The organism is Flavobacterium chilense, from assembly GCF_001602525.1.
Lineage (GTDB): Bacteria > Bacteroidota > Bacteroidia > Flavobacteriales > Flavobacteriaceae > Flavobacterium > Flavobacterium chilense.
Map to the genome: position 1 here is coordinate 20,731 of NZ_LSYT01000001.1, position 26,053 is coordinate 46,783.

Sequence of the window (26,053 nt, forward strand, 5' to 3'; positions counted from 1 at the left end):
TTGTAGATTAATGGGAGGGGTTTGTCGATAAAAGTAGTGTAAGCTATTTATTTCTTACAGTTTTGCGCTGTAATTAATTTATTAAAACATGAAAAACACTATTTTTTTACTTGCCGTATTCTTATACCAGACACATGCCATGAGTCAGCAATTTTTATTAAAAGGAAAAATTGTCAATCAAAGTAAATCGCCTGTTGAATTTGTTGTAGCCAGTTTATTAAAAGACAATAAAGTAATATCGCAGGCTTCGACAGACAGTTTAGGGAATTTTAAAATTCAGGCAGTAAAAGAAAATTATCGCCTGATCATTGAGCAATTTGGTGTTGAATTTTTAAATAAAGAAATACAGCTGAATCATGATATTGATCTTGGAACCCTTGAAATAAAAGAATCCATACAACTTGAAGGTGTTGCTGTAACGACAAGAAAAAAAATCGTAGAGCAAAAAGTAGACAGATTGGTATTTAATGTAGAAAATTCGACTGCTGCAACAGGAGGAACCGCTTTAGACGCACTAAAAACTACACCAACAGTACGGGTGCAGAACGATAATGTTTCTATTGTGGGAAAAGGTGCTGTTTTGGTTTTAATAGACGATCGCTTACAAAGAATGTCTCCGGATGACCTTGCCGTATTTTTAAAATCAATTCCGGCAGATCATATCAAAAGTATCGAAGTGATTACTACGCCACCGGCTAAATATGAAGCCGAAGGAAATAGCGGTATTATCAATATCAAACTGAAAGTGGCTAAAATGAACTCGTGGAACGCAAACATTGGAACTTCATATACACAAAGAATCTATGCCAGCGGAAATATACAGGGACTTTTTAATTATAACTATGAGAAATTAGCTGTTCAGGCATCTGTAAATAAAGGAAAAGAAAAATTTCAGACCAATTCTGAAAGCAAAATTTACTACCCAAAAGAACTTTGGAAACAGGAAATCAAAAACACATCCGAAAGTGATTTATTAAGTTTAGGATTGGGTATTGATTATAAAATAACAAACAAATGGTCGACAGGCATAAAATATCTGGGCAGTTTTACAGATCGTGATGCGACTAATACTCCGCTTACCACAAGATTTAATACTGAAAACGGAACCATAGATTCTTATATCAGGTCTGATGTAAATACCAATAATAAACCCAGAATGAATTCGCTAAACTGGAATCACACTTTTACATTAGATTCTGTGGGCAAAAACATCTCGGTTGATTTTGATTATTTTAATTATCTTAAAAAAGATTATCGCTTTTTTGCAGGAAATGAACTAGACAGCAACCAAAACAAAATTCCCAATACCTTTTTTTCGTCTACCAACACAAATATAAATGAAGTTAATAGTTACTCGGCAAAAATAGATGTTTCGTTACCAAACAAATGGGCGAACTTAAGTTTTGGCGGTAAAGCTTTTTACAACAATACCCGCAATAATCTGACGGTGTTTGATAATGAAACCGGAGCTCCCGTTTTAAATACAAATCAGTCTAATATTTTTAATTATAAAGAATACAACGAAGCAGTTTATTTTTCAGGAAGTAAAAAAATAAATGCAAAATGGGAAACACAGCTTGGTTTAAGGGCAGAAGCCACACAAACCAAAGGCTATTCAGAAAATCTCAATCAAACCAATACAAATCATTACATACAATTGTTTCCAACAGCTTATATAACCTATGTACCAAATGATAATAATTCACTGTCGTTAAATTACAGTAAAAGAATCAGAAGACCGGATTTTGAATATCTGAATCCTTTTGTTATCAGAACCAGTCCGTTTTATTATTCAGAAGGAAACCCGTATTTAAAACCTTCACTTATTGATAATTTAGAGTTTTCTTATACCCGTAATCAAAAGTGGGTCAACTCAGTTTATTTTTCTAAAGTTTCAGATTTCGGACAGGAATTATCCATTGTAGATCCTGTAACCAATATTACCAGAAGCACACCTTTAAACTATGCAAATACGTACCAGATTGGATTTTCGACCTATTATAACTTTAATAAGTTTTCGCGTTGGAACAGCTTCACAGGATTTAATGTTAACTATCAAAATGTAACATCTAAGACTAATTTCATTGAATCGGTTGATGGGTACAATGGCTATTTTTACAGTAATAATGATTTTACCTTAAACCAGTCCAAAACAATATTTGTTGGCGTAAATTATGGTTTACAATTGGCGGGACGTTATCAGATTTTTAATATTTCGACTTTAAATATTTTAGACCTGTCATTTAAAGTTTTATCATTCCATAAAAATCTTTCGGTTACCCTGATTGCAGAAGATGTATTAAATGCCCAAAAACCTTTAATTACGTATTATTCTAACGGAATAAAAAACAGCATACAAAGTTACAGCGACACCAGAGCTTTCAGAATTTCATTAAGCTATAAATTCGGAAATGCCAATTTGAAATCCAAACAAAGAGATTTTGGTAATGAGGATGAAAGAAACAGAGTAAGGTAATCGTGAGATATTAATAAGCCTGTAATCATTACAGGCTTTTTAATTATAAGGGTTGTAATGCCGATAAAATTTCTCTGATCGAAAAATGGGCACCACAAACAAATTCGTCTGCTGCACCATAATATACAGTAAGTTTATCGCCTTCTACAATATGACCGTTTGTAAAAACAACATAACCAAAAAATCCGCTTAGTTCATAATTTTCCTGAGGCATCATGATGGGTTCTATAGTTCGTGAAATTATAATCGAAGGATCATTAAGATCCATTAAAAAAGCGCCCAGGCAATATTGATGTTCTGCATTTGCCCCATGATAGATTTCCAGCCAGCCCTGATCTGTTTTAATAGGAGCGGCTCCGGCACCAACCCGTGCACTGTCCCATAATCCGGGACGGGATTTAATGATGCATTTATGATTTCCCCAGTAAATTCCGTCAGGAGATTCAGCAAGCCAGATAAAATTTCCACCAATCTGCGGACTTGACGGACGATGTAATGCGTAGAATTTTCCATTAATTTTTTCTTCAAAAAGGGCACAATCCTTATTATGCGGCGGCAAAATCATTCCCTTTGATTCAAAGTTTTTCCAGTCTTTGGTAGTTCGCAATCCAACGCCAACACCATTTTCTGAAACTGCCGTATAAGTCAGATAAAAAGTATCTTCGATTTTAGAAACACGGCAATCTTCGATACCAAATTGTTCCAGAATTCCAGAACCCATGAGTAGAGAAGAAGACTCAGGTTCATAAAAATGAATTCCGTCATCACTGCAAACCAGCCGAAGATGCGATAACGTAGTGAGATAATCCAAGCCTTTATAAGTAACCACTCTTGCATCTGTTGCAATTAGGTCCGGATCGTTTAGCGGCAGTTCTATGATTTCGACTTTGCCTAAAGCATTAATTACCGGAAAAAAAATAACACCTTCCTTTTGAGCAATACTCTCGGCAACACGTACCAAAAGCCATATTTTTTGCTCAAAGAAAAAAGCGCCGGGATTTAAAAGACTAATAATTTGCAAATCGCTTGTACTGGATTGCAAATCTTTTGGCATTAATAATGGGTTTTCCGGAAATCTGCGGGCAATGTCGCTCATAATAAAATTGTTGAGGTTGAGGTAAACGTACTATAAAGAACGTGAATTTTTAGAAATCAGTTTTATATAATAAAAATGGATCATTATAAAATTTTCATTTAAAGCAGGATGCTTTATATCAGTTATTTAAAACCTGTAATCATATAATGATCTCAACGAATCATATAAAGTTTATGACTAAAGTTAAAGTAATTTTAATACCATAAAAAAATGGGAAGTTATGTTAAAGAAAGGGCAGAATGTACAACAGGAATTTGGTAATCAGATCATGAAAGTGATTGGTTTTGAACCGGAATTTATCGAAAACGTCATAACACAATGGGAAGATGAAGAAGGAACTATTGTGACAGGAAAATTTATGGAATCACAACTCTTACCCGTTGCAGAATAATAACCAATATATTTAATACCACACCGAAATCATGAAAACTTTTGTACGTAATAATGGGCTTTCAATTTGTTTTTTCGTATTATTTATGGGAGCTTTTGCAGGACAAATTCTGTTTGGTTTCGAAGAACATAATAAAGAATTAATTGAGAATGGCGCTTCGTCAATTTCGATGTTAGCGTATCTCACAACAGGACATTTTGTAGAATCAACTTTTGAAAACTGGGAAAGTGAGTTTCTGCAAATGGCACTTTTGGTAGTCCTTACCATTTTCCTGCAGCAAAAAGGTTCTTCAGAGTCTAAAGATTTTGATAAAAAGGAAGAGGTTGACAGAGCGCCTTCGGCAAATAAAAAAGATGTTCCCTGGCCGGTAAAAAAAGGAGGATTGATCCTCACGATATACAAGCATTCGCTTACGATCGCTTTATTAGTTTTGTTTGTACTTTCTTTTGTGGCTCATTTTTACGGAAGTTTAAAAGACCAAAATGAAACGCTTTTATTAAAAGGAATGCCTTTAGAAAAAGCTTCTCAATATATTGGTGATTCAAGATTCTGGTTTGAATCATTTCAAAACTGGCAAAGCGAATTTCTATCTGTTTTTGCTATCGTTATTTTTTCCATTTATTTGCGACAAATTGGTTCCTCACAATCTAAACCAGTTGATGCACCACATCATCAAACGGGTCAATAAATAAAAAATAATGAAGTTAATCGGTTGTTTTAAGCTGTTAAAAAGAGGATAAAATATGATTTTATATGTTTTTTCTTAAAATTAATCAGTATCTTTAAAAAATTATTAACCGCTTACACGGATATAATTCGATCATTTATCGATTTTCAAAAGCTTATATTGTATATATAAATTTGCAGATTTTTAAATTCTTGTCTTATGTTTTGCAATTAAAGTATACAGCGATGACTCTACAAAGCCCAAATTCCCTAAGAAATATCTATTTAGCAGACGATGATGACGATGACAGAATCATGTTTGTAGAAGCTTTGCAGGAAGTTGACAGCTCTGTAATTTTGACTCAGGCCGAAGATGGAAAACAATTGATGGATATTCTTAATGAAAATTCAGACCCTCTGCCCGAAGTTGTTTTTCTGGATATTAATATGCCTAAATTAGACGGTTTTGAATGTCTTGAGGAAATAAAACAGCATACCAGACTTAAAAAATTATTTGTGATCATGCTTTCAACCTCCAGTGATCCAATAACGATAGAAAAGGCATTTGACCTTGGAGCTACATTTTATGCCGTAAAACCAAGCACATTCGACGAATTAAAATCTCTTATTCGTAATGTATTGCACATGGATTGGCTTTCACTTGAAAAACAGAACCGAAGAGAATTCAGACTAATTTAAGCCTTCTTAATTTTTGCTGTTAAAAATTCGTCTTTGTTAATGTTGACTTATTTACTTCAATAGTACTTTTTTGATTCGTTCTTGACGATGACGACTTTACTGTAGATTTTTTCTCAGAAGTTCTCGTACTTGAAATGTTATTTTTATGATTTGAAGTTGTCATAATTCCATCTTTTACATATTAACCAGACAAATGTAGGCATAACCTACATGACTCTATTATAAAATTAACTTAAATAATTGCATTATTATCAGATAGTTAAAGGCTATTTCTTAAATAATTGCCATTTTTTTGTGTTTTCTGCTTCCAAAAAAAATATTTCAAATATTTTGAGATAGATTTTTATTTAAAATGATATTATCATTGTCATTCTCTCCACTACTGCATAACATTCTAAATCTCCCCGTAACATCTGCTGCACGAATGTTAATACAATGTTTCATAATCCCACCATTTTATTAATGTAAACGTAACCTTATCGACCTACCCTCATTTCTAATTTTGAAGACATATTATAAAACAAAACAGTGTAGTATATGTCATTTTTAAAATTAAGAATACATCGCAAAAAAAGAATAAGAATTGTTGCTTTAGCAACCGCCACTGATTCCCTAAAAAATACAAAAGTGGTGCATTATGTATAAAGGTTTTACCGATGAACAACTTGTCGAGTTATTAAAACAAGGCAAAGACAAAGCATTTGATGAATTGTATTTTCGGTACCGGGATTTATTAGTTCGCTTTGTATATGTGCGAATGAAATCAGTTCCCATTTCTGAAGAAATCGTTCAGGAAGTTTTTACCACCATTTGGGAACGCCGGAAAACCCTGGTTATTCAAAAGAAATTTTCGGCATATATCTATACATCAGTTCGCTACGTAACTTTAGATTATATAAAATCACATACCGTTACAGACCAGTATATAAAAGAAGTTTCGGACAGGAGCAGTAACGATTACACGAATAACAATAATGCTACCGAAGATTCTATTTATTACGAAGAGCTGCAACAAGCGGTAGACAAAGCCACCTCATTACTTCCCAAAAAATCCAAAGAAGTTTTTATTCTGAGTCGGATCAAACAATATTCAAACAAAGAAATAGCCGAAGAGCTGAATGTCTCACACGAAACGGTAAAATACCATATTGCTTACGCGCTAAAATTTATGCGAAACTTTTTGGGCGAGTTCAATTATTAAGCGCCTTCAATATTAAGATGCAAATTTTATTCTTAACAAAAGCGTAACCTTGACCACCTACCTGAAAACAACATTCGCAAGACATACTATTAAAGAGATAAAAAAATTATAATGCCTGAAAAATCACATCAAGATATACAACTTTTTTTAGAAGGTAAGCCTTCTGTAAAAGGAGAAGAATTATGGAATAACTGGTATGATCATCCTGAAGAAATATTAGAAACTACTATTATAATCCAATCTGATCGTTCGAAACTAAAAAAAGAAATCAGACAAATAAAGAAATCCAATCAGGTTATTTTTCTTCAGAACAGAAATTGGGCTATGGCAGCTTCGTTAGCCCTTTTATTAGGACTATCCGGTTTCTTTTACCTGACATCTGTAAGAACAATTTCTAAAGATTACGAAACAAAATTAGGACAACACGCTAAAATAACATTAAGCGACGGAACCCAAATTTGGCTAAACGCAGGAAGTCATTTAAAATATCCTATTAAGTTTAAAGGAAGAACCAGAGAAGTATATCTGACCGGAGAAGCTTTTTTTGATGTTGCCAAAGACAAAGAACATCCTTTTATTATTCATACCAATAAAATGGATACCAAAGTATTAGGAACCAGTTTTAATGTTCAGGCTTATCCGGATCACGCCACACAGGAAGTTTCGGTTTTAACCGGAAGAGTAAATGTAAAATCGACTGTGACAGAAGAAAATGTCTATGTAACACCGGGACAAAAAGTCGTTTTTAAATCACAAAACAATAAAATGCAGGCCTTTACGGATATTCCGGTGAATTCGATTTCATTATGGAGAAAAAACATAATTGTATTCGAAGATGCTCCTTTGCCAGAAGTCATTGCTACAATAAACCGCAATTATAATGTGGCGATTCAAATCGAAAACAAAAATCTCAACAATCTAAAAATCAGTGCGTATTTCAAAGAATTACCTGTAAATCAGGTAGTGGCTTTAGTGTGTAACATCATTAATGCCAATTACAAACTCGAATCCGGAACTTATATCATACAATAAATAGGGTGATGATGAGCCAAATAATTTTAAACGCACAGCACATAGATTTTAAATTAAAATTAAAGATGCTTTTAGAAAATTATAATCTTTTCACATAGCCCTATAGGGTTTATTTAAAGCGAAACATCTTTTTAACGCCTTGAAAACTATGTTTCTAGGTGTTAAAAAAAGAAACACCATTTATTGCAATAATATTTAATCAAACGAATCAATCATCTACGTAGAAACCTATAAATAATCAAAAACACTTAAACTCCAAAAATCATGAATGAAAAACAAATGCGGTATGTTGTAAACTGTCAGAGCATTAAAAAATCAATATGGAACAAAGCACTACTGTTTGTGGCTTTATTTTGTATCGGATTCACAATGAAAGCGGCCAGTATAAACATGGGCAAGCGAGTAACATTAAAAGTAGAGAATGAAAGTATAAAAAATGTTTTTCAGAAAATCGAAAAACAGGCAGATGTGCATTTCATGTACGAAACCAATCAGGTCAATACCAATCAGAAAATTAGCCTGATACTGAATAACGTAACCTTAGAGCAGGCACTGGATAAGATATGCGGTAATTTTTTCCTGAAATATGAAATTGTGAGCAACAATATTGTCATCAAAAAGAATCAGAAAGTAGCGGATGCCAATCAAGGCAAAATCAGCATTTCAGGAACTGTTTTTGGAGGTGATGACAAAATGCCGTTGCCAGGAGTTGGTATTAAGGACAAAGATTCTGATGCCACTGCTACAACAGATTTTGACGGAACTTTCAAGATAGAAATCAATTCATCTGAAGCGGTACTTGTTTTTTCATATGTGGGATATATTACACAGGAAGTAAAAGTAACCCAATCAGATAAAAATATAAGTGTCAAATTATTAGCCGATATGAAACAACTACAGGAAGTGGTTGTTATGGGATATGGAAGTGTAAAAAAGAACGAAGTTTTGGGAGCTGTAGGAACTGTTTCTATGAAAGAATCCTCAAGCAGAACTTACAATAGTGCTGCCGAATTATTGCAGGGAACTGTAGCCGGTGTTACTGTAATTAATAGTGGTGGAGATCCAACGGCTGAACCAACAATTAATATTCGTGGTATTGGTTCTTTGAATGCCGAAACACCTCTTATTGTTTTAGACGGAATTATCTACAGCGGATCATTAAATACCTTAAACCCAAATGATATTGCTTCGATCAGTGTTTTAAAAGATGCGGCTTCTGCTGCTATTTATGGTGCAAGAGCTTCTGGAGGTGTAATTTTAATTACTTCTAAAAAAGGAGTTTCTGATAAAATTAATGTCAATGTAAACTATCAGGGAGGTTTTCAGAGTGTTGCTAAAAAACTGAATGTTTTAAATGCTGCCGAATATGCTGATGCGATGAACACTGCGAGAGACAATGCCGGAATGCCAAGAATTCCTGCTTTTGACCCTGCATTTGAACCAACAGCAAGAACTACAAAAACCAACTGGATGGATGAAATTTTCCGTACAGGCGAAATACAGGATTTATCTATTTCTGTAAACGGAAAAACAGAAAAATCAAATTTCTTTTTATCAGGAAGTTATAGAAAAAACGAAGGTATTTTATTGAATACTTTTGGAAGCAGATATACAGCGAGAGCAAACTCTTCATTTAAACTGGCACCAAATTTTACAGTTGGAGAAAACCTTTCTTACTCTTTAACAGATGGTCAGGCAGCAAACACAACCAGTGGTTATACAGGAGCAATTTTAGCAGCGATTTTTTATCCGCCAAACGCAACGATTTACAGAGAAGACGGTTCTGGAAATTTTGGAGGAGTTCCTGAAAAATATATTGGTTCTTATGGAGACGTTGTAAATCCCGTAGCGTATTTAAAAAGGTTAGACAACAGAAATCCTATTTCGACTGTTTTGATTAATCCTTATGCCGAATGGGAAATTATTGATGGGTTGAAACTAAAATCAAACTGGGGTTATACCAGAATACAAAACAATTCAAAAGATTTTGCGGTTAAAGTTACAGAACCTGGAAAAATATTCGATTTCAACAGATTAACTCAAACCAATTCAACAACTACTGATTTATTAAGTGAGCAAACAGTTTCTTACGAAAAATCATTAGGGAAACATAACTTCAAAGCTTTAGCAGGATATACGTACCAACAAACCAAAAGAGATTTCTATACGGTTCAGGGTACAGGTTTTGACAACGAAGATCCATCACAACGTTATTTATTAAACGCCAAACTGGTTCAGCAAATAGAGGCTGGAATGGCAGAGGAAATTATCTCTTCGTATGTTGGAAGGCTAAATTACGACTTTAATCAAAAATATATGATTTCAGGAATTGTTCGTCGTGACGGAACTTCAAAACTTACTTCAGAAAACCGCTGGAAAGTATATCCTTCAGTTTCTGCAGGTTGGTTGGTTTCTGAAGAAGAATTTATGAAATCAATTAGCCCGATAGTAAGCAACTTAAAATTACGTGCAAGCTGGGGACAAATAGGAAACTTAGGAAACCTTGGACCATACCAGTTTAGTGTACCGTTAAACCAGACTCAGGCTCTTATTGGTTCAAGTCCGGCAATTAACTACGGATATTCTGAAAGCGAATTATCAAATCCTAATTTAAGATGGGAAAGCTCAGAACAAACCAACGTGGGATTAGATTTTACTATGTTTAATAATGCCCTTACAGGATCTGTAGATGCTTATGTAAAAACAAACAAAGACATGTTGGTTCGTGATCAGCTTCCGGGTGTTTCAGGAACTCCAAAAGGCAGAATTGTAAACTCAGGAAATGTTGAAAACAGAGGAATCGAAGCAAGTTTAACTTATCAGAAAACACGTGGAGATTTTAAATTTGATATCACAGCAAATGCAGCATTCTTAAGCAATAAAATTGTTTCTATCAAAGACGATTTAACATCTCTTGAACCATTGAATTTAAGCAGGGTTCGTAGTTTGCCTTTGGCAAATATCTATCAGGTAGGAAGTCCTGTTGGCGCTTTTTACGGATATGCAACAGATGGATTGTTTCAGAGTAATGCCGAAGCAAAAGCGTATGTAAACTCAAGCGGAGTAGCATATCAGCCAAATGCTGTAGCAGGAGATATGAAATTTAAAGATGTAAACGGTGATGGTGTTATCAATAACAGCGACAGAGTAATACTTGGAAATCCGTTTCCTAAAACCACTTTTAGTTTAAATACCAACTTTAGATACAAAGGGTTTGATATGAATATCTTTTTAAGCGGAACAGCAGGAAACAGTGTATTTAATGCTGTAAAATATACAGGTGTTAATGCTTCGTTCCCTGGATATAATTTATTGGCCGATTCTAAAAATGCATGGTCACCAACGAATACAAATACTAATATTCCGGTACTTTCTTCAACAGACAACAATAACAACTTCGGACGTATCTCTGATTTTTATATCGAAGATGCTTCATTCGTAAGATTGAGAAACCTTTCAATTGGTTATACCGTCAAAGAACAATGGATGAACGGAAAAGCAAAACTAAGATTCTTTATCTCAGGTCAAAATCTTTTCACGATCACCAAATATTCAGGAATGGATCCGGAAGTTGGATTAAACAATTTTGGAATGGACTTAGGAAAATATCCGCTTTCCCGTATTTATATGACAGGTGTAAATGCAACTTTTTAAAAAATATAAAACAAACAAAATGAAAAATTTAAGTCTTTTATTATTGAGTTTTGTGCTTTTATTAGGCACGGCAGCTTGCGAAAGTGAACTTGACCTTGTTCCGCAGGGAGCGCCTTCCAGCGGAAATTTCTGGAAAACACCGGCAGATGCAAAAGCAGGAGTAAACGCAATTTATGCTTTATATTCTGATGACAATATGTACGGTCGTGGTTTTTTCTGGCTAAACAATGCAAGTGATGATATTGGAACCAAACCAAGACAAAATGCTGAACGTATCAAAAACTTTATCGTAGACGGAGCAGAATCTGATACCAAAGATATCTGGAGAATTCACTACGAAATCATGAAACGTTGTAACGATGTGATTCGTAATATTCCGAAAATTGCTTTAGACGATAAAACAAAAAATATGATGCTGGGTGAGGCTTATTTTAACCATGCTGTAATGCATTTAGAACTGGCTTACCATTACGGAGATGACCGTGCCGGAATTCCGATTCAGGATCGTGAGAATCCGTCAAATGTATACGTGCCAAGAGCTAAAAACGTAGCTGAAAACTACGCTTATATTGCAGCAGATTTAGTAAAAGCAGCAGATTTATTACCTTATTTCAGTGAATTAACTCCGGATAATTACGGACGTGCTCACAAAACAGCAGCCTGGGGATATTTAGTCCGTACGTATTTGTATGCCAAAGACTGGGACAATGCTATTAAATATGCCAATATGATTGTAAACAGCGGGAGACACAAATTGCTGGATAATTTTGAAGATGTATTTAAAATCAAAAACAACTGGTCTTCAGAATACATTTGGTCTGTAACGTCAAGTGCCGAAAATACTTCTTTAGGTTCTATTTTTCCTGGGGTTTGTCTGGAAGATAAAGGTTGGGGAGTTTACAACGGTTGGGGAAATTTTTATCCAACAAAAGAATTGTTTGATGCTTATGATCCGTCAGATAAAAGACGTAGTGCTACGATTTTACAAAAAGGAGACAAGTTTATGTATTTTGGAGAATTAGCTACTTTTAACGAAGGAAAATATATTGTAAGTTCCAGTAACAGAACCGGATATCAGTTTAATAAATACATGGAGCCGTTTGGTTATGCCAAAACAAACTCAGGCGGAATCGATATTCGTTATGTAAATGCCAACGGAGATAAACCTTCGACAGCTTTAAATGTACCGCTTTTACGTTATGCCGATGTCATTTTAATGTTGGCAGAAGCCAAATTAATGAAAGGTTTAAATGCTGATACCGAAATTAATATGATTCGTCGTCGCGCCGGACTTGGAGATCTTGCCGGAGCTACTTTAACCGATTTAAAAAGAGAAAGACGTTGTGAGCTTGCCGGAGAATGGACAGATCGTCATTTTGATTTAGTACGCTGGGGAGATGCTCAGGCAACGTATGCAAAACCTTTGCACCATTATAACGGAACAGTAATTTATCCTGCACGTAATTTTAATCCTGCTATTCACCATGTATGGCCAATACCACCGGATGAAATTGCAGTGAGCAAAGGAGCGCTTACACAAAACAAAGGCTGGTAGTTTGTAGTTTTAGTTTCATTGTTTGTTTTTAGTTTTTTTACGCTGCAAGCTTAGTCGGAGCTTGCAGTTGTAAAAAAAGAACAGATGAATTTTATATATAAAATAAGCCAGTTTTTTCTAAGGAAAAGGCTGGTTTATTTAATTTTTTAAGGTACTCGCAATAACTATCGGGATAAAGAAGAAAATGATTTGAACCGGTTTTAAATTAATAATACATCAAGTCCTGGCAACTATACGTTTATAGAAAATTATTCTGAATGACAAGAAAATAAGCCCCATCGGGATGATCTATATATCGCTCCTCTGGAGCTTTAATGCTGGCAAACATGATTGCTATAAATATTACGCTTCTCTGAAGCTATGAAGTCCCAGCGGGACGATACATTTATAGAAAATTATTCTGAATGACAAGAAAATAAGCCCCATCGGGGTGGCATATGTATCGCTTATCTGGAGCTTTAATGCTGGCAAATATGATTGCTATAAATATTACGCTTCTCTGAAGTTACGAAGTCCCAGCGGGACGATACATTTATAGAAATTTATTTTGGATAACAAGAAAATAAGCCCCATCGGGATGACATATATATCGCTCCTCTGGAGCTTTAATGCTGGTAGATATGATTGCTATAAATATTGCGCTCCTCTGAAGTTACGAAGTCCCAGCGGGACGATACATTTATAGAAAATTATTTTAATAACAAGAAAATAAGCCCCATCGGGGTGGCATATATATCGCTTCTCTGGAGCTTTAATGCTGGCAAAATATAATTGCTATAAATATTACGCTCCTCTGGAGTTTTACTAATAAAATTAAAGAGAAAACAACCTAAAATAATAAATCAGATGTGCTATGTGTATTCAAACAAGTAAAACGTCTTTTTTCACAGACTAAATACTATGTTTCTATATGTTTAAATCAACTTCAGCAATTTAAAAAACCTACAGTTTTAAAAATAAACAAACCCAATTTTTCCAATGAAAAAAATAATCACCCTTTTTTGCCTCCAGTTTTTCCTGTTTGCACAAGCACAGGAATACAGTTCATCCAACATTCATTCTCATAACGACTACGCAAGCAAACTTCCTTTTTACGAAGCTTATTCGAATGAAGCTGGCGTTATAGAAGCCGATGTTTTTTTAGTCAATAATGAACTTTTTGTTGCACATACTTCTAAAGAAATTAACCCGCAAAATACTCTGAAAAGCCAATATTTAGATCCATTGGCTGTAAAGTTTAAAAGTTTAGCAGGAAAAGCATATCCGGGTAATAAACCTTTAATTTTAATGATTGACATCAAAACAGAAGCGGATGCAACTTTAAAATTAATCGCTCAACAACTCAAGACATATCCGGATTTGGTTTCGAATAAAAATATAAAAATCGTCATTTCAGGAAACCGACCTTCTCCGGCAAACTGGAAAGACTATCCTGAATTTATTTATTTTGACGGAAGACTAAACGAAAATTATACACCGGAACAATTGTCCCGTGTAGAAATGATCAGCGAAGACTTAAAAGAAATCACTATTTGGAATGGCAAAGGTGTAATGACACAAGTCGATTCAGAAAAAATTCAGGCAATCATTAAGAAAGTACACGATCAGCATAAAAAAATAAGATTCTGGGCAACACAGGATAATGTAAATACGTGGATGACGCTAATGAATTTAAAGGTTGATTTTATTGGTACTGATAATGTTTCAGAATTGACTCATTTCATCAACAACATCAAATCTACATTTTATCAAAATACAGAGTTTCATCAGGCATATGTTCCAAAGAATGTATCGGCTTTTGCCAAAAAGAAACCTAAAAACGTTATTCTTTTAATTGGTGACGGAATGGGATTAACGCAAATATATGCAGGGTACACTGCAAATAAAGGTCAGTTGAGTTTATTTAATATTCCAACTCAGGGATTTTCTATAACTAAATCTTCAGACAGTTATATCACTGATTCAGCAGCTGGAGCAACAGCAATGGCAACAGGACATAAAACCAACAACCGCTTTATTAGTGTGGATGAAAACGGAAAACCTTTAGAATTAATCACGCAGCAATTAGCAAAGAAAGGGTATAAAACCGGAATTATTTCAGCAGGAAATATTACAGATGCTACCCCGGCGGCTTTTTATGCGCATCAGCCTGAAAGAAGTTACAGCGAACCAATCGCCGAAGATTTTTTATCGAATCCTTCAGATATTTTAATTGGAGGAGGAACAAAAGAATTTACATCCAGAAAAGACGGTAAAGATTTGTCTAAACTATTGACTCAAAAAGGCTATACCTTTTCAGGTAAATTCAGCTCTCTGGATACAATCAAAAATAGCAGGTTTGTAGTTTTAGAAGATGCAGCAGTAGTTTCTATGAAAAACGGAAGAGGAAATTTCTTAGCCAAATCGTTAGCGAAAACAACAGCTACTTTCTCTAAAACAAAAAATCCGTTTTTTATCATGGCAGAAGGTGCACAAATTGATTATGGCGGACATAGTAATAATGTAGAATATGTGGTTCGCGAAATGCTTGATTTTGATCAGTTGGTTGGGCAGGCAATGGAGTTTGTAGATCAAAATCCGGAAACTTTATTAATCGTTACAGCCGATCACGAAACAGGCGGACTTTCTTTAATCGACGGAAGTATCGAAAAAGGATATGTTCACGGAAGTTTTAGTACTAATGATCATACAGCAGTTCCGGTTCCGGTTTTTGCTTATGGACCAGGAGCTCAGAATTTTACAGGAGTTTACCAAAATACAGAGATCTATTCTAAAATACTGGAAGTACTTTTTAAGAAGTAATTTATTTAAACTCATAGAAACATAGATTTAATATACTTAAAAAGACGTTTCACTTATTTTAAACACTCATAGTTATGCTATGTGAGAGAAATATGTTAATTATACAAGATTCAGAATCTGTGTTTCTATGTGTTAGAATTTAACTTTTAGTGTGTTATTATAAAACCCTTGCTAAAGCAGGGGTTTATTGTTTTATAATCTCAATTTCTTCCAAAATAAGATCAATTCGTTGTTGAAGGGTTAAATCACCTGATATTTTTAAAACGGGAAACTTAATAGCATTTAACCAGCTTACGTGAGCATTAAAATTTCTGTTGGCAATTCCCGTATGATCATCGTAATCCGTAGCCCATTCGATAAAGTCTTCATACTGTTTGATTCGGTCAGGTTCTGTGTAAATAACATTTCCATAGCGTTCAAATTCCCTCTTTTTTAGTCTTTCAATTCTAATTTGCTGAGGTATCCATAGAAATACCACCAAATCAAAGTCCGGAAAAATATTTTCTCCCCATTGAAAAACAGAACCTCCAAGAATCCAGTTTTCTATACTTTCAAGATCTGATTTTACTTTGGAATTTCTTTTTTCAGGATTTCTTTTCACAGTAAAAGGAACGGCTGAAGATTCCCAGAAATAAGCATCGCTGTCTAAATATTGATAGTTCAGCTTTTCAGCCAATGCATTGCCTGTTGTGGTTACACCGCTTCCGGATGCGCCAAAAATATGGATCTTCATTTTATCGAAATTTAAGGGAGATCAATATTACAAAATCTTTTTGGAGTTGTGATACTTCCGGTTAAGGAGAGTTTTTCTATCAAAATACCCGATATTTGCAACTCAAAAAACAGACTCTTTTATGTTAGAAATAAACGAAAATCATTCCTATCCGTTTAACGATGTTCTTTTTACTTTTGCCCTTGCTTCAGAAGCTGCCGAAGTTTTTAAAGATCATACAGCGCTTATAACCGGAATTGGTAAAGTTAATGCGGCATACGAATTGACGAAAGCGATACAAACACATAAACCTGCATTAATTGTCAATTTAGGGTCGGCTGGAAGTACTCATTTTAAGAAGGGCGATGTGGTTTGCTGCACCAAATTTGTTCAAAGGGATATGGATGTCAGAGGATTAGGTTTTGCTTTATACGAAACGCCTTTGTCCGGTTTACCGCCAGTTTTAGAATATGGCTTGGAAATGAACGGTCTGCCGATAGGTATTTGTGGTACAGGAGACAGTTTCGAAATGCAGCATGCTGAAACCATTTATGATGTGGTCGATATGGAATCTTATGCATTAGCGATGATCGCCATGAAAGAGAATATTCCGTTTTTATGTTTAAAATACATATCTGATGGTGCTGATGATAATGCCGCCGAAGACTGGACCGTTCAGGTTCATAAAGCTGCTGTGGCTTATGGCAGTATTTTAAAATTAAGCAAAGAAGATTTTACAGAAAATTAATATCACCCTGATAGACCTTGTATAATAAAAAAAGGCTGCCTGAAATACATTTCAGACAGCCTTTAACGCTACAGTTTTTAAGTACGAATTCAAAAGTTTACGACCAATTAAAAACTTTAAGATTAGTTAATTCCTCCTCCTAAAGCCTTGTACAATAAAACCTGTGACTCTGCATTTTTTAATTGAATGTCTACAAAGTCAAGTTCGGCCTGCAGTTTATTTTTTTGTGCATTAATAATTTCCAGATAATTGGCATAACCGCTCAAATACAAATCATTCGAAACATTTACGGCAATTTCGAGATGCTCAATTTCTTTCGATTTATATTTCAAAACGTCTACAAAAGATTCCGTTCTGTGCAGTAAAGCACTCAATTCGTTATACGCTGTTGTAATGGTATTTTGATATTGTAAAAACGAAATCTGCTGTCTTTTATTGGATACAAAAAATTCCTGTTTAATTTGTCCTTTATTGAAAACCGGAGCCGTTAAACCGCCAAGTAATTGCCAGGCAAACGATTCGTTATCAAAAAAGGTAGAAAAAGAAAACGAATTAAAACCAGCATATCCACCCAAATTTAAAGTCGGGAAAAAGGCGGCACGCGCTGCTTTTGCATCAGCATTTGTGGCACGCAGTTCATGATACGCTTCAGCAACATCAGGTCTTTTATGGATAATCGAATCAACGCTAATTTTTTGGTTTAAAACCTCCAGATGACCGGAAAGGAAATCAGCACTTCTTTCGATTTTGCCGCCATATTCACCTAAAAGATTCAATAACGCTTTTTCGGTTTGATCGATGCTTAAGTTAAGTTGTTCGGCTTCAGCCAAAATATTATTATTCTGCGCATTAAACTGCTGTACCGCTAATTCTGTAGCTTTTCCCACAGATCGTTGTGCTGCTACAATATCAAGCGCTTTTTGCTGTGTTTTCATGTTGTTTTTGTAAATCTCGGCTTGTTTATCTAAAGCAATGAGTTTGTAATACAAGTCGGCAACATCACTTAACAATCGGGTTTGCAGTAAACGCATTCCTTGCTGAGAAGCAAAAAAACGTTCGCGTGCTGCTTTTTTACGATTGCTTAGTTTTCCCCAGATATCAGCTTCCCAGGAAACTTTTCCTCCTAAAAAAAGGTTGGGAGAGACATTTTCGTTTATCCTTTGTTTCTCATTAATATTTTGGGAAAAATTAGTATCAAAATTCCCTACGCCATCCATAGTATACTTTCCATAATGCGTTCCGGAAGCATCTGCAACAAGATCTAAAGACGGAAGTAAAGCCAGTTTTGCCACTTTTAAATGAGAATTGGCAATTAAAATTCTTTCCTGCATAATTAAATAGTCAGGATTTTGAGCAATGGCTTTCTTTAAAAGATCTTCGAGTTTGGCGTCTTTAAAATAGGTTGCTGTTTTTAACGGAATAAAAGTTTGCAGACTATCAGTCGCTTTTTTTCTTTTTAAGTCAAAATTTTCAGGCAGTTGTTTTGCTGCCAGATTATCATTGATTTTAGGAGCAGAGCAGGCGCTAAGGAGCAAAATACCGCCCAGGATTATATATTGATTTATTTGTTTCATGTTTTAATTTTTATTCATTGCTTTTTCTAATTTGGCAAACAGGATGTATAGCCCCGGAATGATTACCAGTCCGAAAACAGTTCCTATAAGCATTCCTCCGGCAGCAGCAGTACCAATCGAACGGTTTCCTACTGCTCCGGCTCCGGTTGCAATACACAACGGAATCAATCCTGAAATAAAAGCAAATGAGGTCATCAGAATAGGTCTGAAACGAAGTCTTGCGCCTTCAATCGCTGCTTCGGTAATGTCTCGTCCTAATTTGTTTTGTGCCATGGCAAACTCCACAATCAGAATGGCATTTTTAGCGAGCAGACCAATCAGCATGACGAGTGCCACCTGAGCATAAATATTGTTGTCTAAACCAACCATCAAAAGGGCAAGGTATGAACCAAAAACCCCCACAGGAAGACTTAAAAGAACCGGAAACGGAAGGAGCAAACTCTCGTACTGTGCGGCAAGCAGTAAATAGACAAACAAAATACATAAGGCAAAAATGTAAATGGTCTGATTTCCGGACAGAATTTCTTCGCGCGTCATTCCCGACCATTCGAGTTCAAAACGGCTCGGGAGTTTTTCTGCGGCAATTTTTTCTACGGCAGCAATCGCATCTCCGGAACTGTAACCTTCGGCAGGTTCTCCGTTAATCATCGCCGACATATACATATTGTATCGCGTTAAAACTTCGGGTCCGTAAACGCGTTCCAGTTTTATAAAAGTCGAAAACGGAACCATTTCGCCTGCATCATTTTTGAGATACATATCCAGAATGCTTTCGGGATTTTTTCTAAACTGCGGACTTGCCTGAACCATTACTTTATACATTTGAGAGAAACGAATAAAGTTGGTTGCATAAAACGAACCTAACATCGTCTGTAAAGTTGCCATCGCATTGTCTACAGAAATTCCTTTTTTGGCCGCAAGATCATAATCAATATGGACTAAATACTGCGGGAAAGTAGCATCAAAACTGGTAAAAGAGTTTTGTATTTCGGGCGAAGCGTTAAGTTCCTTTATAAAGTTTTTAGTTACTTCATCGGTATTATTAATAGTTCCGCCTGATTTGTCGAGTAAACGAAGTTCAAAACCACTGGTATTACCAAATCCGGGAACCGTTGGCGGTGCAAAAATTTCGATTTGTGCATCGGTAATGCCTCTTGTTTTTTCGGTTAGTTTGGCAATAAATTCGTTTACCGAAATATCACGTTCTTTCCAGTCTTTCAAGTTAATCATTCCCATTCCGTACGAAGCCCCGGCAATTTCGGTTACAATACTGTATCCGGCAAGTGTTGTTACGTTGTCAACTCCATTAATTTCTTTGGCAAGACGCGTTACTTCGTCTAATGCTTTTTCGGTACGTTCTACAGTTGCTCCTTGTGGTGTGGTTACGTTTACATAAACCATTCCCTGATCTTCAGACGGAATAAATCCGGAAGGAAGAAACTTGCTCGTTCCCCAGGTAAACAGACAGAATAAAACCAATAACCCAACTGTAATCGAAGTACGATCGGCAAATTTTACCAATACCCGAATGTATTTAGAAGTGATGCTGTCAAACCATTTATTGAAGCTGTGGAAGAACCTGTCGAGTAAAGAAGTCTTTTGTTTATTAGGATCGTGCGCTTTAAGCATAATGGCACATAAAGCCGGAGTAAGCGTTAGCGCATTGATTCCGGAAATGACAATACTAATCGCCATGGTTAACGAAAACTGCCTGTAGAAAACTCCAACCGGACCACTCAAAAATGCTACAGGAATAAATACAGCGGCCATAACAATGGTAATCGCAATAACGGCTCCGGTAATTTCTTTCATGGCGCTGATCGTGGCGGGCAGGGGCTCCATGTGTTCCTCGGAAATTTTCACGTGAACGGCTTCGACGACGACAATGGCGTTATCTACTACAATCCCGATGGAAAGTACCAAAGCAAAAAGTGTTAACAGGTTGATGGAGAATCCCATCATCGACATAAAAGTAAACGAACCAATCAGGGCAACAGGAACGGCCAATACCGGAATTAAAGTCGAACGCCAGTCTTGCAGGAAAATAAAAACGACAAAGGCAACCAGAATAAAAGCTTCGATTAATGTTTTTAAAACCTCGTCGATAGAAGCATCAAGAAAACGCGAAACGTCATACGCAATATTAAATTCCATTCCCGGAGGAAAAGAAGTTCCTTTTAGTTCTGCCATTTTTTCTTTTACGCTGGCAATAACTTCAGAAGCATTAGAACCCGGACGCTGTTTTAACATGATTGATGCCGAAGGTTTTCCGTCGGTTTTAGAAACCATTCCGTAGCTCATCGAACCAAATTCAATGTTCGAAATGTCTTTTAATCGTAAAATTGTTCCATCTGAATTGGCTCTCAGTGGAATTTCTTCATATTGTTTTGGTTCAAAGAATTTTCCGCCGTATTTAATTACATATTGCAGCTGATTGTCCAGCTGTCCGGATCCTTCGCCCACTTTTCCGGGAGCGGCAGAAATATTTTGTTTTTGAAGAGAATTGATCACTTCATTTGCCGAAATATTATACGAAAGCATCTTTTGCGGATCCAGCCAGACACGCATCGAATATTCTTTCTGACCCATAATTTCAGCACGTCCTACACCATCAATACGTTTTAATTCCTGAAGAATATTAATATCCGTAAAGTTGAAGATAAACTGTTCGTCCTGAGTTTTATCGGTACTCGTAATATTCAGGTACATCAGCATACTGTTTACCTCTTTTTCTGTGGTAACTCCGGCACGAATTACTTCTTCCGGAAGTTCGTCGAGTATGGTTGTAACACGGTTCTGAACGTTTACGGCTGCCAGATCCGGATCGGTTCCTACTTCAAAGAAAACCTGAATCAGCGTTAAACCATCGTTAGAAGTTACGGTCGACATATACGTCATTCCGGGAACACCGTTTATGGCACGTTCTAACGGAAGTGCCACGGCATTGGCAGAAACCTCCGCATTTGCTCCCGTATATTTTGCCGTAACCGTTACAGACGGCGGTACAATATCCGGAAACTGGGTAATAGGAAGCTGAAACAAAGCCAGTAATCCTAAAAGTACTATCATAACCGAGATGATTAATGATAATATTTTTCTTTTGATAAACATTTCTATCATTGTGAAATCTTTTAAATATGTATACTAATTACAGGCTTACGTTTTGGGTTTCTTTTATATTGATTTTATCGCCGTCACGTAAAGACTGAATGCCTTCCTGAACAATTAAATCGTTGTTTTTTAGTCCTTTGTTTAAAATGTATACATCGTCAAGCGTACTTCCAATGGTTACGTTGGTCATTTTTACAATGCCTTCTTTGCCCACCAGAAATACGAATTGTTTATCCTGAATAGAGAAAACTGCTTTTTGCGGAATTATAATGGCATCGGTTTTAGGTTCTGAAATAATCAGTTTTCCCGAAGTTCCGTGTTTGATAAATCCCTGCGGATTATGAAATTTTGCTTTGTATTGAATAGAGCCTGTTTGTCTGTCGATTTCTCCGTCGGCGGTTCTTAGTTCTCCTTTTTGGTCGTAAACCATTCCGTTTGGCAATACCAGTTTGATATCGCCTTGTGTATGAAGGGTTTTGTCTTCCATCATCTGGAAATACGTATTCTCAGGAATAGAAAAATAGGCGTAAACATCGTCTAATTGTGAAACGGTTGTAAGCAGCGATCCGTTTTCGACCAGACTTCCTTCTTTAAACGGAATTCTATCCACAGTACCATCAAACGGTGCACGGATTGTGGTAAAACTAATCTGCTGGTTGATCGCTTTTCTTTCCGCGGAAGCGTGCGCTACTTTGGCAGAAGCCGCATCATGTTTTGCTTTAGATAATTCTAATTCTTTATCGGCAATTACTTTTTTATTGAAGAGGGTTTGAGCTTGTTCCAGCTCTACGGTTGCGATTCTTAAATCGGCCATACTGCTTTTATAAACAGCTTCGGCTTTTAAAAGTTGTATTTGAAGTTCTACATCGCTTATTTTAAATAATAATTGTCCCTTTTTTACTTTTTGGCCTTCGCTTACATATACTTTGTCCAGTAATCCGGGAATACGAACGTGAATTTCGACATTGTTTTTGGCGTGCACATCGGCAACAAACCGGTTCGAAACGATGGTATCTTTTAAAGTTACTTTATACACAGGAAGTGTTTTTACTTTGTCTGCATTTTTTTTGGCTTTATCTCCGCACGAGACCAGGACGAAAAGCGATAAAATAGCGATGAAAAATGAATTGTTTTTAATGCTCATGATTAATTTGTTATAATATAAATAAATAGATTCTCTCCCTTATAGAAGCTACAGGGAGTTTTTAATTAGGTTTAGAAATAAAACAGGGGGTACCGCGAATACTATTTTTTAAGACAGTTTCGGGTCGGGTAAATATTTTTATAAGCAGATATACGCTCTTTGTGCATGGTTAGGTACACAAAAAGATCCTGCAGTTAAAAAACCGCATTTTTATAAAAATACTAGCGTTAACTCAATGTGTGTAATTAATAAAAAAAATCATTTATCACATAGAAACATAGGTTTTACGTGTATAAAAGAATATAAACAGAAACAAGTTACTAAACACATAGTAGTCTCTGTGTGTTTAAATAACTGAAACACCTTTTTTGTGAGTGCTAAATCTATGTTTCTATCTGTTAAAAATAATTACGCCCAAAGGGATTAACGTTATTCTTAAACTAGAATAACTGATACAAATGAAGGTAAGTATGACGCTGGATTTGGTATATAGAAGCTATACCATAGATTAAGCTTCTTTTATAGCGCTTAAAGTTTATTAAATTGCTGTAGTAAGGTGTTTTGAGCGTACTGCTGTCGAGAGTAGTTGCTCTGTGTTTAATCTTCTTTTTTACAATGTAATGAATCTGCAGTTCTTTTGCAGTAAAGTCTGAAGATGAAAGCTGCGGAATATCCGAAATGGTAAGTTCGCAAAGATTTTTGCAGGCATCCTGTTCAGCATGATATTTATTAGATTCTGTACTCTTTATAAAGAGCAACAGAAATAATAAAAGGATACAAGTGAACTTCGTGTTTTTCATCGATCGAATTCGAAGATTATAAATTTGTTTTCTGTTCTAACAGGCTTATATTTGATGGTGCGCCAAATATACTAATTTGAAAAGTAAGGAATCTTAATTTTTTCCAAAAAATGCGAAGATTTAAAATGAGCTAAACATTGCATACTATAATTTGTAAAAAAATCATTTAACACATAGAAACATAGATTTATATATAAAAAAGTAGACAAAAGGAAACACATTTCTTTCACATAGTCAGTTATGTGTTTTCTAAATAAGTGAAACGCTTTTTTTAGCAGAATCAAAATCTATGTTTCTATGTGTTGTTAATATGCAATATGCCAGGATTAGTTTTGTAATTTGGTTTTTGTAAAATTGTTATTTTCATAATTATGTCCCAAAATCCTTCTCCAGAAGATGTAAAAAAGATTTTTGATTCCTATTATGCTTCAGATACCAATATCTGGGATGCTTTTTCTAAAAAGATAGCAATTCGGGAATTTAAAAAGTCTGAGATTATAAAAGAATATGACCAGATAGAAAGGTTTCTGAATATCATCATAAATGGTTCGGCCGGATTGTTTGTCTGGGACGGGAACAGGGATATCTGCATCAATTTGCTTTACGAAAGATCGTTTATAAGTGATTATCTTTCTTTTCTTAATCAAAAAACTTCTGGTATTAAGGTCGAAGCTTTGGAAGATATTACTTTATGGTCAATTTCTCATACAGATCTTAAAGAGCTTTACAGTAGATCTGAAGCGGGTTTAAGAGTAGGAAAAGCAGTTTCTGAAATGTTGTATGTACAAAAACAACAACAGCAAATTGATCTTTTAACGCTGACACCGCAGGATCGATATTTAAAACTAATTGAATCGAGACCCGAGATATTTCAACGTACTCCGTTAAAAGTTATTGCTTCTTATTTAGGACTAACAGCTGAAAGTTTAAGCCGAATTCGAAAAAGAATTACCGAAAAGTGATTTCTTACCCAAAGTCAATTTTATTCTTGTTACCACTTAGTAAGTTTGTCTCAACCTAATCAAACAAACAAATTTATCTTATGAAACGTAACATTAATTATTTGGCTATTGCAGTTTTTTATATCATTGCTATCACTTGCAGATTTGTAGCAGTAAAAACAGATTTACTAACAGGTACTGTACATGAATATATCTTTATTTTGCTTCGCGGTATTGGTCCGGCTTTGGGTGCATTGGTGGCGATAAAATTATTCTCTCTTCAAAATTCCATGTCTTTAAAAGGAATATACAATAATTATGTTTTGCCTTTTGCTGTTTTTTGGATACTTCCGGCAATTGTGGTTACAACTTTATATTATTTCATGTATGGCAAATTTCCAATTGTATTTGCTTTTACGGTTTTGGTTTATGGCCTTTTGGAAGAAATTGGCTGGAGAGGATTTTTACAGGAGCAATTAAAAGGGCTTCCAACATTTTACAGTACTGTAATTATTGCGGTTCTCTGGTTTTTATGGCATCTTAATATCGAAATGACAGCTACTAATTTAATTTTTCTTGGCGTTATTTTCTTTGGTACCTGGGGAATTGGTAAAATATATACTAAAACAGGCTCTTTACTTGCTGTTGCCGGTGTTCATTCGTTAAACAATTTTTTTGTAAAAGGGGTACACGAACAGGAACTGATGGTAATTTTGGGACTTTTGGTTGTATGGATTGGATTTGTAATTGTTTACGACCGAAAACTGAAAGCTAAACTGGCTTTAGAAAGTTAGATATCAGATTGATTTCTAAAATATATGGTGAAAGAATGCGCAACTGTCTGTCTCTGATGTTGCGCTTTTTTTATTGTTTTATATATGTTTTAAATTTTATAAAAACGCTGAATTTTATAATCAGAAATCTTTTGCTCTTGGGTGTTTCGAATTATTTTTTACTATTTTTACCCATAGCGGCTATCTTGCAGAAACCTTTTTTTGCAGGAGATACTGATTTGTTTATTATTAAAAAATTATTGAAAAATGAGAAAAAACAACGATTTTGGTTTGTTAATACTTCGTATTACAATTGGATTATTAATGCTTTTGCATGGTATCTCTAAATTTGGAGGAGGTTTAGAATTTATAAGCGGAATGCTTGTAGAAAAAGGTCTTCCGGGATTTTTTGCTTATGGTGTTTTAATTGGCGAGATTCTGGCACCAGTATTACTTATCATTGGTTTTAGAACCAGAATCGCTGCAATAATTTATGCAGTTAATTGTTTAGTGGCTGTTTTAATGGTTCATAGTGCAGATATATTCAAATTAAGCGATCATGGCGGTTGGGAACTGGAACTTCTTGGTTTATACTTTTTTGGTTCTCTTGTTTTGTTTTTCACTGGTGGAGGAAAATATGCCCTTTCTAAAAACAACAATTGGGATTAAAACGCTCTG

Annotated in this window: 19 protein-coding genes; 13 read left to right on the forward strand and 6 right to left on the reverse strand. The window is 35.3% G+C overall.

The window, feature by feature from the left end; all coding sequences use genetic code 11:
- Window positions 1-88: 88 nt before the first annotated feature.
- Complete coding sequence (locus tag A4F88_RS00100; protein WP_068840515.1) at window positions 89-2,476, forward strand: outer membrane beta-barrel family protein; 2,388 nt, start codon at window positions 89-91, stop codon at window positions 2,474-2,476.
- Between the two features lie 43 nt (window positions 2,477-2,519).
- Here A4F88_RS00100 and A4F88_RS00105 read toward each other — a convergent pair whose 3' ends face one another.
- Entirely contained in the window at window positions 2,520-3,572 is a 1,053-nt protein-coding gene (locus A4F88_RS00105) for a glycoside hydrolase family 130 protein (RefSeq protein ID WP_068840516.1), read from the reverse strand.
- A gap of 220 nt (window positions 3,573-3,792) precedes the next feature.
- Here A4F88_RS00105 and A4F88_RS25590 point away from each other — a divergent pair, with 220 nt between their 5' ends.
- The 8 genes from A4F88_RS25590 (at window position 3,793) to A4F88_RS00140 (ending at window position 15,572) form a co-directional block, all read left to right on the forward strand.
- Window positions 3,793-3,963 carry a hypothetical protein gene (locus tag A4F88_RS25590; protein WP_167349252.1) on the forward strand — a complete coding sequence of 57 codons (171 nt, stop codon included), beginning with the start codon at window positions 3,793-3,795 and terminating at the stop codon, window positions 3,961-3,963.
- 31 nt (window positions 3,964-3,994) lie between these two features.
- Window positions 3,995-4,651, forward strand: a complete 657-nt coding sequence (locus tag A4F88_RS00110; RefSeq protein ID WP_068840517.1) for a DUF6766 family protein — start codon at window positions 3,995-3,997, stop codon at window positions 4,649-4,651.
- Between the two features lie 224 nt (window positions 4,652-4,875).
- On the forward strand, window positions 4,876-5,328 hold the full coding sequence (locus A4F88_RS00115; RefSeq protein WP_068840518.1) for a response regulator: 453 nt from the start codon (window positions 4,876-4,878) through the stop codon (window positions 5,326-5,328).
- Between the two features lie 637 nt (window positions 5,329-5,965).
- Window positions 5,966-6,529 carry an RNA polymerase sigma-70 factor gene (locus A4F88_RS00120; protein ID WP_068840519.1) on the forward strand — a complete coding sequence of 188 codons (564 nt, stop codon included), beginning with the start codon at window positions 5,966-5,968 and terminating at the stop codon, window positions 6,527-6,529.
- Window positions 6,530-6,640: 111 nt separating this feature from the next.
- Complete coding sequence (locus A4F88_RS00125) at window positions 6,641-7,561, forward strand: FecR family protein (protein WP_068840520.1); 921 nt, start codon at window positions 6,641-6,643, stop codon at window positions 7,559-7,561.
- A 264-nt stretch (window positions 7,562-7,825) separates the two neighbouring features.
- On the forward strand, window positions 7,826-11,215 hold the full coding sequence (locus tag A4F88_RS00130; protein WP_068840521.1) for a SusC/RagA family TonB-linked outer membrane protein: 3,390 nt from the start codon (window positions 7,826-7,828) through the stop codon (window positions 11,213-11,215).
- Window positions 11,216-11,234: 19 nt separating this feature from the next.
- Entirely contained in the window at window positions 11,235-12,770 is a 1,536-nt protein-coding gene (locus tag A4F88_RS00135) for a RagB/SusD family nutrient uptake outer membrane protein (protein ID WP_068841412.1), read from the forward strand.
- Window positions 12,771-13,748: 978 nt separating this feature from the next.
- Window positions 13,749-15,572 carry an alkaline phosphatase gene (locus A4F88_RS00140; protein WP_068840522.1) on the forward strand — a complete coding sequence of 608 codons (1,824 nt, stop codon included), beginning with the start codon at window positions 13,749-13,751 and terminating at the stop codon, window positions 15,570-15,572.
- Window positions 15,573-15,756: 184 nt separating this feature from the next.
- On the opposite strand, the gene A4F88_RS00145 is transcribed toward A4F88_RS00140, so the two are convergent.
- The gene (locus A4F88_RS00145) at window positions 15,757-16,305 is read right to left on the reverse strand and encodes an ATP-binding protein (RefSeq protein WP_068840523.1); all 549 of its coding nucleotides are present in this window, start codon (window positions 16,303-16,305) and stop codon (window positions 15,757-15,759) included.
- A 121-nt stretch (window positions 16,306-16,426) separates the two neighbouring features.
- Between A4F88_RS00145 and A4F88_RS00150 the strand changes: the two genes are divergently transcribed.
- Complete coding sequence (locus tag A4F88_RS00150; RefSeq protein WP_068840524.1) at window positions 16,427-17,032, forward strand: 5'-methylthioadenosine/S-adenosylhomocysteine nucleosidase family protein; 606 nt, start codon at window positions 16,427-16,429, stop codon at window positions 17,030-17,032.
- Window positions 17,033-17,154: 122 nt separating this feature from the next.
- Here A4F88_RS00150 and A4F88_RS00155 read toward each other — a convergent pair whose 3' ends face one another.
- From A4F88_RS00155 to A4F88_RS00170, 4 genes are all read right to left on the reverse strand, one after another.
- Window positions 17,155-18,606: a TolC family protein gene (locus A4F88_RS00155; RefSeq protein ID WP_068840525.1), complete on the reverse strand. Its 1,452-nt coding sequence runs from the start codon at window positions 18,604-18,606 to the stop codon at window positions 17,155-17,157.
- 3 nt (window positions 18,607-18,609) lie between these two features.
- Window positions 18,610-21,726, reverse strand: coding sequence for an efflux RND transporter permease subunit (locus A4F88_RS00160; RefSeq protein WP_068840526.1), 3,117 nt, complete (start codon window positions 21,724-21,726; stop codon window positions 18,610-18,612).
- 28 nt (window positions 21,727-21,754) lie between these two features.
- Window positions 21,755-22,861 carry an efflux RND transporter periplasmic adaptor subunit gene (locus A4F88_RS00165; protein WP_068840527.1) on the reverse strand — a complete coding sequence of 369 codons (1,107 nt, stop codon included), beginning with the start codon at window positions 22,859-22,861 and terminating at the stop codon, window positions 21,755-21,757.
- Window positions 22,862-23,301: 440 nt separating this feature from the next.
- Complete coding sequence (locus tag A4F88_RS00170; protein ID WP_068840528.1) at window positions 23,302-23,661, reverse strand: hypothetical protein; 360 nt, start codon at window positions 23,659-23,661, stop codon at window positions 23,302-23,304.
- Window positions 23,662-24,032: 371 nt separating this feature from the next.
- Here A4F88_RS00170 and A4F88_RS00175 point away from each other — a divergent pair, with 371 nt between their 5' ends.
- The 3 genes from A4F88_RS00175 to A4F88_RS00185 all read left to right on the forward strand — a co-directional run bounded on the left by A4F88_RS00175 (window position 24,033) and on the right by A4F88_RS00185 (window position 26,044).
- Window positions 24,033-24,623: a Crp/Fnr family transcriptional regulator gene (locus tag A4F88_RS00175; RefSeq protein ID WP_068840529.1), complete on the forward strand. Its 591-nt coding sequence runs from the start codon at window positions 24,033-24,035 to the stop codon at window positions 24,621-24,623.
- Window positions 24,624-24,703: 80 nt separating this feature from the next.
- A complete protein-coding gene (locus A4F88_RS00180; RefSeq protein WP_068840530.1) occupies window positions 24,704-25,396 on the forward strand; it encodes a CPBP family intramembrane glutamic endopeptidase in 693 nt (230 codons plus the stop codon).
- 246 nt (window positions 25,397-25,642) lie between these two features.
- Entirely contained in the window at window positions 25,643-26,044 is a 402-nt protein-coding gene (locus A4F88_RS00185) for a DoxX family protein (RefSeq protein WP_068840531.1), read from the forward strand.
- Window positions 26,045-26,053: the final 9 nt, after the last annotated feature.